We start from the raw sequence: 14,553 nt of genomic DNA on the forward strand, positions 1-14,553 counted from the left end.
TAAGTGAAAAAACGATCTATATTAAATTTAAAAGTAAATTTGACCAAGCCAAAAAGAATAAATTTAAATTTAGAGGTGAAATTTACCCCAAACAAAACACCAAAAGGATTTAAAATTTAGCCTCGGCCCTTATCAAATTTAGCTTTTTAACAGCCTCTTCAAAGTCGTCAGAGCTTACAAAAACATCAATGTTTTCATTTTTCTTATAGACTTTGTCGTAGTATTTTGTGAGTAAAATTTCAGCTACTTTGGCGATGTCGTTTTCGTTAAATTTAGCCACCGCCTCATCTCTGGCCTCTTTGTCGATGAAGGGTGAAATTTTCTTTATGCACTCATCAAAAAAGGCTTTATCTACGCTTTTATAGTCGCTTGTAATGCATGAAATTCTATTTTCTAAACTTGCGCTAACCTCGACGCAGATGCCACAACGCATCGCCTCATAAAGGCTTTTTGGAAGTGTTAGCGAGCCGATCCTTCTACTCTCGCCCTCGATAAAGCAAATTTGATCTTTTAGCGTGATGAGCTTTTCAAAAAGCGCGTCTTCAAAGCTTTTTTGACTAGGCTGCGCGCCGTTTATCGCGCCAAAGACTGAGCCTAGGTGATTTGCCATCGCTTCAAGGTCGATTGATGGCGAGAGTGCCCTTATCAGCTTACTTTTATAGCAGCCAGTGTTGCCAAAAAGAGTGATAAATTTCGTGCTTAAAGGACGCTCTAAAAACTCCAAAACGTGATTTCTATAAGCCTTATAGCCGCCATTTAGTCTATAAATTCTATATCCGATCATGCTTAGCACATAGGCAACCGAGCTTGATCTAAGTCCGCCCTTTGCGCAGTAGATGCCAACTGCTGAGCCAACCTTAGCCCTTTTATAGACCTCATCGATGATATTTTGTAAATTTTTGCAGATGTATTTTGCTCCAAGGCTCTTGGCTAGAGCCCTGTCACTTTTGTATATCGTGCCTACCTCTTTGTGCTCAGCGTCATCAAGTGCGTATAAATTTAGAGCATCTTTTATGTGCGAGTAGGCATATTCGTGCGGCGATCTAACGTCTATCAGGACTTCAAACTCGCCTCTTTTTTCAAGCCACTGCTCGATATCAAGCTCAAATAACGCCACTAAAAGCCTTTTTTAGCTTTTGATAAAGCGGATGAAACGGCGTGCCATTTACCCTGACATCAGCGATCGTTGTGATGAAATTTGTATCCCCGCTCCACCTTGGCACAAGGTGATAATGCACGTGCTCAGCTATGCCAGCACCTGCTGCCTTGCCTAAATTCATACCGATATTTACGCCCTGAGCGTGAAGCTCGCGCTTTAAAATTTCGACCCCAAGCCTTACAAATTTACTCATCTCAAACCACGTCTGCTCGTCAAGCTCCTCGATCTTGTCGGTGTGGTGGTTTGGTATGATCATAAAGTGACCTGGCGAATATGGGTATAAATTCATGATCCCAAAGCAGTGCTTAGCACGAAAAAGCACGCCATTTTTCTCGTCATCCTCTTTTGAATTTATGATCTCGCAAAAGACGCAACTATCTTTTTTTGCGCTGAAATACTCACTTCTCCAAGGGGCACAAAGGTGCTGCATCACTCGCCCTCCTTTATCTTTTTAACGGCATTTTTTATATCATCTTGCCTCATAAAATGCTCTCCTATTAAGAAGGCATCGACTCCGATCTTGCTTAGTTCGCAAAGCTGCTCATGCTCATAAAGTCCGCTTTCAGCGACTATTATCTTGCCGTTTGGCAAAAGTGGCACGAGCTTCTCACAAAGGCTCATATCCATCGTAAAATCATCTAAATTTCTATGATTTATCCCTATTATATTTGCTCCTGCAAAGACTGCCTTTTTCACATCGCTCGCGTCATGGGTCTCTACTAAGACCTCAAGCCCCAAGTGGTGCGCATACTCAAGTAGCTCTTTTAGCTCGCCTTGTGTTAGCGCCTTGGCGATGAGCAGGATGAAGTCCGCTCCATAAACAAGCGCTTCTAAAATTTGATACTTATCGACGATAAAGTCTTTTCGCAGGATAGGCCTTGAGGCGTAGCGGCGAACCTGCGTGATATACTCTATGTTGCCCTTAAACCAGTGAGGCTCGGTTAGGATACTAAAAGCATTTGCGTACTGCTCGTACTCCTGAGCGATCTTGATCGGCTCGAAGTCCTCTCTTATCACGCCCTTGCTCGGACTTGCTTTTTTTATCTCGGCTATGATCTTTATAGGCTCGCTCTTGCTTGCTCTAAGTGCGCCCAAAACGTCTCTTGGCACGTATGGGTTGTATGCGAGCGAGCGACCTAACCACTCCTGTGGATAGTCAGCTTTTCGCTTTTTTAGATCCTCTTTTGTCTTTTTTATGATCTCATCAAGTATCATTTTTTAAGCCTTTTGTTTAAATTTATTATGCAGCGCTCGATTAGATGTAAGTGCTCTTTTGCCTCTTTTGAAGTCCTAAAATCAACATCTTTCATCGCGTGAATCATTATGCCCTTTGCCTTTTTGCACTCGCCAAGCTTGAAGTATCCCCACGCTAGCGAGTCCTCGTAGTAAGGCGAATCTGGCGAGATCTCAAGTGCTTTTTGCACCATCTCCACGCCCTTTCTAGGGTCTATCTCGTGATCAATGAGCAAGTAGCCATAGTAGTTAAAAAACATATCGTTATTAAGCTTTGGCACGCTAGCTTCAAATTTATCTAAGATATCAGTGATCTTTTTCTCATCTAGGCTATCTTTGTTCATCTCGTACTCGTAGATGGCGGCCTTTGCTAAGAAATTTAGATCCCTACTATCGTTATAAATTTTAACCGCCAAAACGTATGCATCGCCAAAATTTCCAGTAGCAGCGTAGAGGTCCATAAGCGTGGCGTCGTTGTAGCCATATTTTTTCAAAATTTCAATAGCCGCTTTGTAATTTTTAGCATAGACAAAATACTGCACGATCTTGTCAAGATAAGAGGTGTCGTGAGTGATGTCGTAGATCTCTTCAAAAAGTTCGATCACCTTTGGGAAATTTCTTTGCTGAGAGTAAATTTCAGCCAAAAGCTCACATGTCTTTTGAGTGCAGCCCTGCTCCTCGCGGAATTTCTCTAGGTATTTTGTCGCATCATTTACATTATCCATGCGGTTTAAAAGGATATCAACGATGCGGAGTAAATTCTCCTCTTCAGGCTTTAGCGAGTATGCCTCCTCAAAGTATTTTAGCGCCGTTACCGTATCATTTTGCATCATGCAAATAGTGCCAAGCATGAGCAAATTTTGGGCGTTTGGCTCTTTTGTGGCAAGCTCTTGCATCAGCTCTTTTGCCTCGTTTAGCTTAGAGAGATTGACTAAATTTGCAACCTTGATCCTGATAAAATCGCTATCATCTTTTAAGCTCTTCTCGCCATCACTCATGAGGCTATCTAAATTTTCATTTTTTGTAGCAAAGGCTAGCTTGATCGCCTCTTTTAGATAGGTCTTTTGATTTGTCTCTTTAAAAAGTCCAAGATAGGTCTGGATGCTAGCATTTACATCGCCACTATCTTGCGAGATGAGAGCTTGCATTAGGCGTAAATTTACACTTTTGTTATCATCTGCAAGTAGATGCGTGCTAAAAAATACGCTTATAAAAATTATTAAAATTTTACGCCAATGCATTCTGCTCTTAGCTCCTTTAAATTTTTTTTAAAATAATCCCAAAACGGAAATGTCCTGCACTGCTTAGGTCTTAACCCATAAACCGAGCAGTTTTTATTTTTCTCATCAAAAAATATGCAAGCAAAACCGTCATCATAAGGCTTTTCTTTGATGCTTCGCCTAAGCCCGACACGTATTAAAAATTTGCTCTCAAACTCATCTTTTGGCATATCAAAAGCGGCGCAAAATTTTAAAATTTCACCCTCATCTATCCAGATGTAGCCGCTCTCGCCAGTGCAGCATTTGCCTCCGCAACTCTCGCAAAAGCTAGGATCAAACTCATAGCTAAAACCATCAGCCCTCACGCTATCTCCTTGTAAGAGATGCTGTTTGTATCTGCTTTTTTAAAGATCTCGCTTGCCTCTTTCGTGTGCGCGCCATCTTCGCTCATCATAAGAGGCGGCAGGACTTTTAGCTTTGAGTTTGAGTTATTTCGTACTTCAAGCAAAGCCAAATTTGCAGGCTTATCCTTTTTAGTATGGACAAATTTTAAGCTCACCAAATTTAGTTTATACTCTTTTAAGCATGCCACTATCTCGCTAAGATCATCTGGTGCATAGCAAAAAAACGCCCTTTTATGTGGCTTTAAATTTACGCTTATGCCTCTTATAAAATCCTTTAAATTTAGCGAGCTTGCATATCTGCTAACTTTTATGTGCTCATTTTGGCTTTTTGTAACACCGTCATGATAAAAAGGCGGATTTGAGATGATTAGATCAAATTTCTCACTATCTTTAAAATTTGCAAAATCAGCCGTTATGGCTCTAGCCTCTAAGCAGTTGCTCTTTGCGTTAAAGCTAGAAATTTCGCTATTTAGCTCCAAAAGATCAAGCATGCTTAGATCTATCTTTTGAAAGTCACGCTTAAGCAAAAGTCCAAGTATCCCGCACCCTGCTCCAACGTCCAAAACTCTGCCATAAATTTCGCCAAAGCTTGCGCAAATAAAATCATAAAGAACGAGCGTATCGCTGTTGTAGCGATAGCCATTTTCAAGCTGAGCTAAGATCATCTATAAACCTTGATGATAAAGCCGCGTGTCACATCTTTTACGATCACTTCGGAGCTAAAGCTGATCCTTGCAAAGTCGCCAAATTCCTCTTTTATAAGCTCAGCAGCTGCCTTTGCACGCTCTTTACCAACGCCGTAATTTACGTAGTTATTTAGCTTGCCAAGGTCATCTTTTTTGATATTTTGAGCGACATTTGATGGGATGACAAAATTTTTCTTATCCACGATCGGGATGATCTCATACATATAGTTTGAGTTAAATCTCTGTAAAAACTCGCTCACTCTGTTTTTGCACATTATGCTCACCTTGTCCTTTGCGTCCATGTCGTCACACTCGATGCTAGAGATGAGGACGAGCTTTGTTGGGGTCTCAGGCTTTGTCGTAGCTTGTAAGATATTTTTTAAATTTACATTTTCATTTTCAAGCTCATCTTGCCTGTTTAAATTTTGCTCGATATCTTTTTGAAGCTCGATGATCTGGGCATTTACAGCTCCGCCTTTATGGCCGCTCGAGCTTAGCTCGCTTATCTTTGAATTTAGCCGCTCGATCGTCTTGTTGCTCTCATTTAGCTTTTGCTTTGCATTTTCTAGCTCATTTTGCAAGCTTAGTAAATTTTTGCCGCCGCTTTTGTTGTTGTCGGTTAAAAAGGTTGAGGTATCGACTATCTTTTTTTGTAGCATATTTATCTGCTGGCGTAAAATTTCATAGTTTTGCATATCGATCTTTAGCGTTCTTTTTTGCGTTTCTAGCTCGTTTTGCTTGGTGATTAGCATCTGGCTTGTCTTTGTGACATTTTCTTCAAGCTCTTTTATCTTCGCATCTTTTAGATCAAGCTTAGCGCTTAAATTCTTTAGCTCGCCCTCGTTTGAGCCAAGTTTTTGTGACTGCAAAGAGATGGTTTGGTTTTGATCAAATAGCGTTTTTAGAAATTTAGTTGTCTTTGTATCGAGTGCTTTTAGCTCTTCTTGGCTCTTTTTAAAGCTCTCTTCGCTTAAACTTAGCTTTTTACTTAGCTCATTTAGAGTTGAGTTTGCGTCTAAATTTTGCTTTTCAAGCTTTTTATTTAGAGCATTTGCCCTCTCAAGCTCTTTTTTAAGCGAGCTTATGTTTTCATTTGCAAGCTTGTTCTCTTGCTCGCTTTTTAAACTCTTTTGCTTTAGATCATCAAAACTCTTATGAAGTGCCGCAAGCGAGGCATTTAGCTCTAAATTTTTGCCATTATAGCTTTGTGCCATTAGATCTTTTGAGTTTAAGTTTTTCTTGATCTCTTCAAGCTCGTAAATTCTATCTTTTAGTGCAGTCTTGTTTGACTCAAGAGCCTCCTGCAAGTCGATTATCTTATTTGCCTTTTTAGAAAGCTCATCCTCCATAACGCTCTTTTGCGTCTCAAAGCCATCATTTAGCGCATTTATCTCTTTTTCGTAGCTAAATTTTTGAGTGTCGGCGTCATTTTTAACTCGCTCGATCTCCTCTTTTAAAAGCAAAATTTCTTTTTTCTCGCCTCTATCTTTTTCGCTTTGAGCTTTTTCATACTCTTTTATAAGAGCTTCTTTTTGCGCAAGCGTCGCGTTTAGCTCGTTATTTTGCTCTTTTAAAGCGGTGTAGTTTGCCTCGAAGCTCTCTTTAAATTTATTAAAGCTGGCCTTGGCATCTTTAAGTTTGCTCTCATCGCCATTTCTAGCATCATTTATCGCATTTTCAAGGTCGATTATCTTTTTCTCGTAGGCCTTTGAGCTCTCTATCATATCAGCTTGCGCTTCATTTAGGCGCTTTGTCAAAGCTTGGATATTTTCAAAGTGTTGCGCCTCAAGCTCGCCAAGAGCCTTTTGATTTTTTTCTACTATCTCGTTTTTTTCATTTTCGATATTTCTTTTCATCTCTGAAATTTTGCTTATGAAGTCTAAATTTTTCTCGCTCATATCGACATTATCAGCGGCTAAAATTTCATTTTTTTTGCTTAGCTCGCGCACTTGCTCTTGAAGCTCATTTACATTGTTTGATAAATTTAGATCCTTATCATCGACAAAATTTTGCATGTAGCTCTTTGGCGTGATGTAGCCACCATACTCGTAAAGATCGTCTTTGCTTACATATCTTTGCTTCTCTTCTTCTGGGAGATCATCAAAATTTATAGAGTAAATCGTTTGATTAGTATCTTTTGGCGCTTCGTCCTCTTTTTGAAATTTCAAAAACGAGAGAGAAAAGCCAGCTATCAGACAAACAATAGCTAGTGCGATTTTATTTATCAAGCTTGTGCCTTGCCTTTTAAGATATCTTTGATAACGCTATGAGCGTGATTTAGTCCGACCACGATAGAGCCACCATTTTTTAAAACGATGTCGCCTCCCACATATAGCCCTGGCACGCTACTTTGGTAATTGCTATCAACTATCGGAGTGCCTTTTTCATCAGTTTTTATCTGGCATTTTTGTAAAAAATCAACCGGACTTGAGCCACCGATCGCATAAACAACCCTGTCATAGACACGGATCTTGCCATTTTCATAATGCACTCTTACCTTGCCTGATTCATTATCGATCTCGGTTATATCGTGATTTAGCCTTACTTTTATCTTATTGTGCTTCTCAAGCTCCCAAAGAGCGCTTAAATTTGTCTCATTTACACGGCTAAATTTATCTTTTCTGTAAGCGATCGTAGTTTTGTTATACTGACAAAGCTCGATAGCGTACTCAACCGCAGAGTTACCACCGCCCACAACTAGCACTTTTTCGCCGTTTGTGCAGTTATCAAGGTTAAAATTTACAACTGAATTTAGTGATGGCGGGATCTTATAGTCAGGTTTGTTTGGTCGTCCCATTTTGCCGATAGAGACCATCACGTTTTTGGCTTCATAGACAGCTTTTGAGGTAGTTACTTTAAAGATTTCGCCCTCTTTTTTTACGCTTTCGACCTCAGAGTTAAAAAACGCCTCGATATTCTCAGAGTCAAGTAGCTTGTCAAAATAATCAAGCGTGCTCTCTTTTGTGCCATCTTCAAACGAAACTAGCCCATGTATCGTGCTATCTTGACCTTTATACTCTTTATCAACGCGTTTATTGTCTTTATAAAATTTTCTGATCGTTTGGCTGTGGTTGTCGCCTTTTTCAAGGAGCAAAACATTACTTAAGCCATTTCTTTTAGCCTCTACTACGCTAGCTATGCCACAAGGTCCGCCGCCAACTACTATTAGATCATAAATATTTGCCATATTTTTCTCCAAATTTTATAAATTTTAAGCTTTTTTAACTAGATCAGCCATCAAAAATGCAAGCTCTAAAGCTTGATCAGCATTTAGTCTTGGATCGCACTGCGTCTCATATCTCTCTTTTAGCGAGCTTTCAGTGATGTTTAGCGCGCCACCAGTGCATTCTGTCACATCTTTGCCAGTCATCTCAAGATGCACACCACCTGCTCTTGTGCCCTCAGCTTTATGAATTTCAAAAAAGCTTCTAACCTCGCTTAAAATTTTACTAAATTCACGAGTTTTGTAGTTATTTGAGGTCTTAACGGTATTGCCATGCATCGGATCAATGCTATAAACGATATTTAGCCCCTCGCGTTTTAGCTCTCTTAAAATTTTTGGTAAATTTTCGCCGATCTTATCAGCACCCATTCTGATTATCACATTTAGCCTGCCAGCTTCATTTTCTGGATTTAGCTTATTTGCAAGCGCTACGACGTCTTCTGCCTTTGCACTTGGTCCGATCTTTACACCGATAGGATTTTTCACGCCACTTAAAAAATGCACGTGAGCGTCGTTTATACCGCGCGTTCTCTCGCCTATCCAAAGCATATGAGCCGAGCAGTCATACCACTCGCCACTAAGGCTATCAACCCTGGTTAGTGCCTCTTCATAAGGCAAAAGCAGTGCCTCGTGAGATGTATAAACTGCGGTTTGATTTATCGCTGGGGTATTTGCCGAAGTGATGCCACAAGCTGCCATGAAAGATAGAGTCTTGGTTAGATCATCGGCTAGTTTTGCGTATTTCTCGCCGATCTCTGGCTTTTTAACAAAGCCTAAATTCCACTTATGCACCTGATGAAGATCAGCCAAACCCCCTCTTGAAAAAGCCCTTAAAAGGTTCATCGTCGATGCGCTTTGATAGTAGGCCTCTATCATGCGTTTTGGGTCAGGAACTCTTGCCTGCTCGTCAAATTCAAAGCCATTTATGATGTCGCCTCTATAGCTTGGCAGCCTAACGCCATTTACCTCTTCATAGTCGCTACTTCTAGGCTTTGCAAACTGCCCTGCTACGCGGCCTACTTTGACCACTGGACAGCCACCGCCAAAGGTTAAAACTATCGCCATTTGAAGTAAGACCTTAAACATATCTCTGATGTTGTTTGCGTTAAAATTTGTAAAGCTCTCAGCGCAGTCGCCACCTTGAAGCAAAAAGGCCTCGCCACTACAAACTTTTGCAAGCTCATTTTTAAGACTTCTAGCCTCACCAGCAAATACCAAAGGCGGAAGTGCTTTTAGTTTTTCTTCAGCCTCTTTTAGCTCTTTTAAATTTGGATAAGTTGGTTGTTGCAAGATGTTAAATTCTCTCCAACTATCTCTGTTCCAAGTCATAAATTTTCCTATCTTTTACCTTGATTTAGCGCAGATTATATCACGCAAAACTTAAAAAATAAAAGCCATTAATGGGTTATTAAAGATATTTTGCATACAATCGCTACTTTAAATTTACCCAGAAAAAGAGAAGATTTTTTTCATGATAAAAGGCATTTTTTATTCGCTTTTGGCATCAGTTTTATTTAACTGCATCTACTACATGTCAGTGCTCATGAACCCCATCAGCACGCAAGCTCTTATTGGATACCGCATGATCTTTGCCATGCCTTTTGTCATCGCCGCCATTTTTTTGTTAAAACAGCAGCGAAATTTCAAATTTTTACTTCTAAAAATAAAGCTAAAACCTAAAATTTTACTAGTTTTGCTTGCTACCTCGCTCATCGTCTCATTTCAGATGTGGCTCTATCTCTGGGCTCCAAGTAACGGCGCAGCGCTAAAAGTCTCTATCGGCTACCTCATCATGCCAATAGTCATGGTCCTTTTTGGACGGATATTTTTCAAAGAGCACCTCTCAAAAACAAAGCTAGCATCGATCTTTTTCGCTGCCATTGGCGTCTTTAGCACAGCAGTTATAAGTGGCGGCATCTCGTGGGAGAGCGCTGTAGTTTTTTGCCTTTATCCAGTCTATTTTACCATTAGAAAGTACTACAACCTTGCAAATTTCTCAAGCTTTGTTATCGAGATAATTTTTATGTTTTTATTCTCATTTTATTTTGCGCTCACAGCCGATATGGACTACGTAATGAGCCAAAATCCAAACATCTACTATCTGCTCATCTTGCTTGGTGCTATCAGCGGCATAGCCCTCATCGCCCAGATCCTCTCAAGCACGCTCGTGCCGATAAATGTACTAGGTTTGCTTACATATTTTGAGCCTATAATGATGCTTTTTGTCTCATTTGCCATCGGCGAGAGACTGGAGAAAAGCTCATACTTTTTGATGATCTGCCTAGCCATCTCTGTCACGCTTTTGATGATAGATAGTATAAATTCTATAAAAGGCGACAAAAATACCAAGACTAAATGAGAGCCAAAAAGGCATTATTTTCGCGCTTAGCGCCTTTTTTATGTGGGGATTTTTGGCGGTTTATTTCAACCTATTTAGCAAAGATGTCGATGCTTATGAAATTTTAGCCCACAGGATCATCTGGTCATTTTTCTTGATGGCGGCAGTGCTTTGCATTAGCGGCAAAATGGGCGAAATTTTTGCGCTTCTTAAGGATATCCGCTCGCTAAAGGCTCTATTTTTAAGCGGTATTTTTATCACCATAAACTGGGGCGTTTATGTCTATGCGGTGGGTAGCGGCAAAATTTTAGACACGAGTTTGGGCTATTTTATAAATCCCTTGATAAGCATGCTCCTTGGCGTCATCATCTTTAAAGAGCGCCTCAGCAAAGCTGGTGCCATAGCCATTTGCATCGTCATCGCAGCCGTCTGCGTGCAAATTTATGCCAAAGGCGGTCTGCCACTTGTCTCTATCATCTTGCCACTTTCATTTGGATTTTACGCGATGGTTAGAAAGATGGCGAAGATTAGCGCATTTAATGGGCTTTTTATCGAAACATTTTTTATGTTTCCATTTGCACTTGGCTACGTTTTATGGCTGGTTTTTCACTCACAAAGCCACTTTGGACTAAACGAGGACTCACTTTTAATGATCGCTTCAAGCATCGTAACCATCGTGCCACTTGTCGCTTTTAACGCAGCTACGACAAGGATAAATTTAACGACTATCGGCTACTTGCAATACATCTCACCAACCATCGCGATCCTTTGCGCGGTCTTCATTTATGGCGAAATTTTAGATGGCTACAAAGTCGTCTCATTTTGTATGATCTGGCTGGCGCTTGCGATAATTAGCGTGGATAAATTTAGAAAAAGGAGTAAAAATGAATAGCGTTACGATTTATTTGCTGCTTGCATTTTTTGCGGCGCTTATTTTATATTTTCAGATACAAAAACTAACCAAAAAGCTTGACGATGAAGGGGCGGTACCTGCCTATCAAAAGGCTGCACAAGAGGTTTTAGAAAATTTAAGCAACGCTGAGAAATACCCTAAATTTTGCAATGTCATCTTAAAAAAGATAAACGCTCTAAGACAAGACATACTCTTTGAAGATGCGCTAAACGAGGCTAGCGACAAGGACAAAGCTCTTGATCAGCTCGAGCAGACAAGAGATAAGCTAGAGGCGCTTTTGAAACAAGAAAATGCAAACTGGGAGAGCAAACTGGTTGAAATTTTAGACGAGATCGATGGCTTTGTAAGGGCAAATTTCAAAAACGGCGAAGATAGAGCCGAAGAGCTAAGGGACGAACTAAAAAAAGAATTTGATGGGTTGTGAGAGTGGCTTTGCTAAATTTTAAAAATTAAAGGAGTAAGCGTGTTTGAATTTATAGATTACGATGGTTTTCAGGACTACTGCGATAAGAATAAATATATGGAGAATAGCTCCGTTAAAGCCTATCATTCTTACTTAAAAAACTTCATTAGTTTTTTGGAAGATAATAAAATTTATTCGTTTACTGACTATGATAATGCGGATATAAAATATTTAGAACAAGAATTTACAAAAACTGGCAGAAACGAACAAACTTTTAATAAGTATATGCGTGCAGTAAATTATTATAGAGATTTTAAAAAAGGTAAATTAGAGATGATTCCAACAACAAACAATGAAATACAAAAGAGACAAATAAATTTCTCACTAAATCAAATTTTATATGGTCCTCCAGGAACTGGAAAAACCTATAAGCTTTCAAAACTCATGGGTAAATTTACTCAAGATCTCAATGTAAAATCAAGTGGTGACACTGATGCGTTATATGAAATGTTAAAAATAGAAACCTACACTTGGTCTCAAGTAGCAGCAGCCATCTTGTATGATGCAGCTATGTCAAATGTTAATGGCGGTTGGCTTAAGTTAAACAACGGCATAGTAAATCATATTTTATTTAAATTAAAATCAATAAAATCTGGCTCAAAAAAACCAAACCAGACAATATCTACAGTTTTACTGTCTCATACAAAAATGGATTGTAAATATGTAAATATTAAAAGAAAAGACCCTCCTTTTATATTTGAGAAAAATGAGAAAAGTGAATGGTGTGTAGATACAAAAATACTTAATGATGAGTGTCCTGAAGCCATAGATCTTTATGAAAAATACAAAGAGATAAAAGATAAAAAGGTAGGCACAAGCTACACTAAAGAAAATTTTAAATTTATAACATTTCACCAAAGCTACGGATATGAGGAATTTGTTGAGGGTATAAAGCCCATATTTGATGGCGAAAACGAAGATGGCGATATAACTTATGAGATATCAAAAGGCATTTTTTATCAGTGCTGCGAAAATGCTTTGCTTCTTAGTGATTACAAAGGCAAACTTAGGGACTTTTGCGATTTGCCAAAAGATGAGCGACAAAAGTTTTTTAATGAAAACACACCAAAATATGCCATCTTTATCGACGAGATCAACCGCGGGAATATATCTAAAATTTTTGGTGAGCTCATAACTCTTATAGAGCCGTCAAAAAGGCTAGGCGCAGATGATGAGATAATGGTTGAGCTGCCATACTCAAAAGAGAAATTTGGAGTGCCGTCAAATTTATACATAATAGGCACGATGAATACAGCAGATCGAAGCATAGCCCTTATGGATACGGCTCTTAGAAGAAGGTTTGAGTTTGTAGAGATGATGCCAGAATACGACACGCTAAATGAAACAATCATTGAAGACATCAATGTAGGAGAAATGCTAAAAACGATAAATGAGCGCATAGAGTATCTTTACGATAGAGATCATACGATAGGGCATGCTTATTTCATAAATGTGTCAGACTTAAAAACGCTTGCAAATGTCTTTAAAAACAAAATTTTACCGCTACTGCAAGAGTATTTTTACGACGACTGGGAGAAAATCAGGCTTGTTTTGGGTGATAGTCAATTTATCAAAGAAAAGAAGCCAGAAAATGCTTTATTTAAAAGCGGCACTGACTATATAAACGATAAAATTTTATACGAAATAGACAAAGAAGCTTTTTATGACAAGCAAAACTATCTAAAAATTTACAATTCAACAAGTAGCCAAGTAGATGAAGCAAAGTCAGCTAACGATAACTGAGTTTGAGCGTGTATATCAGCACGATATAGGCAAAAAAGACTTTGGCGATATAGAAAATTTTATTCTTAAAAATAGCGATGAAAATGCGCCGTTTTTAAGGATAGCAAGCGGAGTTGGCGGGAAATTTATACAGGCCAGAAACTATGTCGGCGTCTTGCAGACAAAAAGTGGTCTAACGATAGAAATTTTGCCAAAAATAGCAAACAAAAACGACACTGATAAATCAAAAGCAGTTTTTATAAAAATGCTAAGAGCGCTAAAAAATTTCCCATTTAAAAGCTCAAATTTAGCCAGTTTAAAAACACAAAATTTACCGCTTTTGGAAATTTTCATCTCTATGTTTTTATGTGAGCTTGAAGCTCTTGTAAAAAAGGGGATAAAAAGCGACTATGTGGCGCTAGAAGAGAACCTAAATTTTCTAAGAGGAAAGCTTAATATAAACGAGCAGATCAAAAGAAATAGCATCCACAAAGAGCGGTTTTATGTAGGATACAGTGAATTCTTAAGCGACATAAAGATAAATAGGATCATAAAAACAACGCTTAAATTTCTGTACAAAAAGTCAAATTCTAGTAAAAATCAGCAAAAAATACGCGAACTTTTGTTTATATTTGATGAGGTTTCGGAGTGTGAGGATTATCAAAATTTCTTTGCAAAGCTTGTCATAAACCGCCAAGTAAAGCACTATGAGCAAACTCTTTTATGGTGCAAGATCTTTTTACTTAACAACTCTTTTACACCACACAAAGGCGATGATCTAGGCTTTGCCTTGCTATTTGATATGAATGCACTTTTTGAAAGCTATGTTGGAAATTTTATAAAGAAAAGCTTTCCAGGCACAATATTACAACACTCAGAAAAACACCTCGTTGAAGATCCAAAAAGTTTTAAACTAAGGCCTGATATATTTTTAAAAGGCAAATTTATAGCCGACACAAAATGGAAGATCGTAAGCTCAAGAGATGATATCTCACAAGCCGACTTATATCAGCTATATGCTTACGGCAAAAAGCATCCGTGCGACGGCAAGCTACACCTCATCTATCCAAAAATAGATGACATAAGACAAAAAACTATGAAATTTAGATACGACGATGAAATGTGGCTTGAAATTTTATATTTTGATCTTGAAAAAGACGAAAATAATGCAAATTTACTAGCGTAACTTTAA

At 38.8% G+C, this 14,553-nt stretch carries 14 protein-coding genes; 5 read left to right on the forward strand and 9 right to left on the reverse strand.

Translation table 11 applies throughout. From position 1 onward, the window contains the following. Nucleotides 1–109: 109 nt before the first annotated feature. Genes mnmH through CVS89_RS05610 form a run of 9 tightly spaced genes read right to left on the reverse strand, consistent with a single transcriptional unit; the run spans nucleotide 110 to nucleotide 9,254 of the window. A complete protein-coding gene (gene mnmH / locus CVS89_RS05570; RefSeq protein WP_107848433.1) occupies nucleotides 110–1,117 on the reverse strand; it encodes a tRNA 2-selenouridine(34) synthase MnmH in 1,008 nt (335 codons plus the stop codon). Next, the gene (locus CVS89_RS05575) at nucleotides 1,104–1,589 is read right to left on the reverse strand and encodes an HIT family protein (protein ID WP_087582184.1); all 486 of its coding nucleotides are present in this window, start codon (nucleotides 1,587–1,589) and stop codon (nucleotides 1,104–1,106) included. Before CVS89_RS05575 ends, mnmH begins: the two co-directional genes overlap by 14 nt. Beyond that, nucleotides 1,589–2,374: an indole-3-glycerol phosphate synthase TrpC gene (gene trpC, locus CVS89_RS05580; protein WP_107848434.1), complete on the reverse strand. Its 786-nt coding sequence runs from the start codon at nucleotides 2,372–2,374 to the stop codon at nucleotides 1,589–1,591. The genes CVS89_RS05575 and trpC overlap by 1 nt, the downstream gene beginning before the upstream one ends. Beyond that, entirely contained in the window at nucleotides 2,371–3,633 is a 1,263-nt protein-coding gene (locus tag CVS89_RS05585; RefSeq protein ID WP_103570478.1) for a tetratricopeptide repeat protein, read from the reverse strand. Before CVS89_RS05585 ends, trpC begins: the two co-directional genes overlap by 4 nt. Further along, complete coding sequence (locus tag CVS89_RS05590; RefSeq protein WP_107848435.1) at nucleotides 3,612–3,977, reverse strand: YkgJ family cysteine cluster protein; 366 nt, start codon at nucleotides 3,975–3,977, stop codon at nucleotides 3,612–3,614. The genes CVS89_RS05585 and CVS89_RS05590 overlap by 22 nt, the downstream gene beginning before the upstream one ends. Further along, nucleotides 3,974–4,681 carry a tRNA1(Val) (adenine(37)-N6)-methyltransferase gene (locus tag CVS89_RS05595; RefSeq protein ID WP_107848436.1) on the reverse strand — a complete coding sequence of 236 codons (708 nt, stop codon included), beginning with the start codon at nucleotides 4,679–4,681 and terminating at the stop codon, nucleotides 3,974–3,976. The genes CVS89_RS05590 and CVS89_RS05595 overlap by 4 nt, the downstream gene beginning before the upstream one ends. Then, entirely contained in the window at nucleotides 4,678–6,930 is a 2,253-nt protein-coding gene (locus CVS89_RS05600; RefSeq protein WP_107848437.1) for a vesicular transport factor Uso1p, read from the reverse strand. Before CVS89_RS05600 ends, CVS89_RS05595 begins: the two co-directional genes overlap by 4 nt. Further along, the gene (locus CVS89_RS05605) at nucleotides 6,927–7,889 is read right to left on the reverse strand and encodes an NAD(P)/FAD-dependent oxidoreductase (protein WP_002942343.1); all 963 of its coding nucleotides are present in this window, start codon (nucleotides 7,887–7,889) and stop codon (nucleotides 6,927–6,929) included. Before CVS89_RS05605 ends, CVS89_RS05600 begins: the two co-directional genes overlap by 4 nt. 24 nt (nucleotides 7,890–7,913) lie before the next feature. Continuing rightward, nucleotides 7,914–9,254, reverse strand: a complete 1,341-nt coding sequence (locus tag CVS89_RS05610) for a class II 3-deoxy-7-phosphoheptulonate synthase (protein ID WP_107848438.1) — start codon at nucleotides 9,252–9,254, stop codon at nucleotides 7,914–7,916. Nucleotides 9,255–9,396: 142 nt separating this feature from the next. Here CVS89_RS05610 and rarD (CVS89_RS05615) point away from each other — a divergent pair, with 142 nt between their 5' ends. Genes rarD (CVS89_RS05615) through CVS89_RS05635 form a run of 5 tightly spaced genes read left to right on the forward strand, consistent with a single transcriptional unit; the run spans nucleotide 9,397 to nucleotide 14,547 of the window. After that, nucleotides 9,397–10,284, forward strand: a complete 888-nt coding sequence (gene rarD / locus CVS89_RS05615) for an EamA family transporter RarD (RefSeq protein ID WP_009293763.1) — start codon at nucleotides 9,397–9,399, stop codon at nucleotides 10,282–10,284. A gap of 16 nt (nucleotides 10,285–10,300) precedes the next feature. Next, complete coding sequence (rarD, locus tag CVS89_RS05620; RefSeq protein ID WP_265094334.1) at nucleotides 10,301–11,155, forward strand: EamA family transporter RarD; 855 nt, start codon at nucleotides 10,301–10,303, stop codon at nucleotides 11,153–11,155. Beyond that, complete coding sequence (locus CVS89_RS05625) at nucleotides 11,148–11,600, forward strand: aryl-sulfate sulfotransferase (protein WP_107848440.1); 453 nt, start codon at nucleotides 11,148–11,150, stop codon at nucleotides 11,598–11,600. The genes rarD (CVS89_RS05620) and CVS89_RS05625 overlap by 8 nt, the downstream gene beginning before the upstream one ends. Nucleotides 11,601–11,639: 39 nt before the next feature. Next, complete coding sequence (locus tag CVS89_RS05630) at nucleotides 11,640–13,382, forward strand: AAA family ATPase (RefSeq protein ID WP_232523956.1); 1,743 nt, start codon at nucleotides 11,640–11,642, stop codon at nucleotides 13,380–13,382. Next, nucleotides 13,354–14,547: an McrC family protein gene (locus CVS89_RS05635; protein WP_107848441.1), complete on the forward strand. Its 1,194-nt coding sequence runs from the start codon at nucleotides 13,354–13,356 to the stop codon at nucleotides 14,545–14,547. Before CVS89_RS05630 ends, CVS89_RS05635 begins: the two co-directional genes overlap by 29 nt. The last annotated feature ends 6 nt before the right edge of the window (nucleotides 14,548–14,553 follow it).

Source organism: Campylobacter concisus (genome assembly GCF_003048615.2).
Lineage (GTDB): Bacteria > Campylobacterota > Campylobacteria > Campylobacterales > Campylobacteraceae > Campylobacter_A > Campylobacter_A concisus_C.

Bases quoted from the DNA above. Each gene is read 5' to 3' on its own strand.
- CVS89_RS05575 (WP_087582184.1), bottom strand. From the start codon at position 1,589: ATGCAGCACCTTTGTGCCCCTTGGAGAAGTGAGTATTTCAGCGCAAAA.
- trpC (WP_107848434.1), bottom strand. From the start codon at position 2,374: ATGATACTTGATGAGATCATAAAAAAGACAAAAGAGGATCTAAAAAAG.
- CVS89_RS05585 (WP_103570478.1), bottom strand. From the start codon at position 3,633: ATGCATTGGCGTAAAATTTTAATAATTTTTATAAGCGTATTTTTTAGC.
- CVS89_RS05595 (WP_107848436.1), bottom strand. From the start codon at position 4,681: ATGATCTTAGCTCAGCTTGAAAATGGCTATCGCTACAACAGCGATACG.
- CVS89_RS05605 (WP_002942343.1), bottom strand. From the start codon at position 7,889: ATGGCAAATATTTATGATCTAATAGTAGTTGGCGGCGGACCTTGTGGC.
- CVS89_RS05610 (WP_107848438.1), bottom strand. From the start codon at position 9,254: ATGACTTGGAACAGAGATAGTTGGAGAGAATTTAACATCTTGCAACAA.
- rarD (WP_009293763.1), top strand. From the start codon at position 9,397: ATGATAAAAGGCATTTTTTATTCGCTTTTGGCATCAGTTTTATTTAAC.
- CVS89_RS05625 (WP_107848440.1), top strand. From the start codon at position 11,148: ATGAATAGCGTTACGATTTATTTGCTGCTTGCATTTTTTGCGGCGCTT.
- CVS89_RS05635 (WP_107848441.1), top strand. From the start codon at position 13,354: ATGAAGCAAAGTCAGCTAACGATAACTGAGTTTGAGCGTGTATATCAG.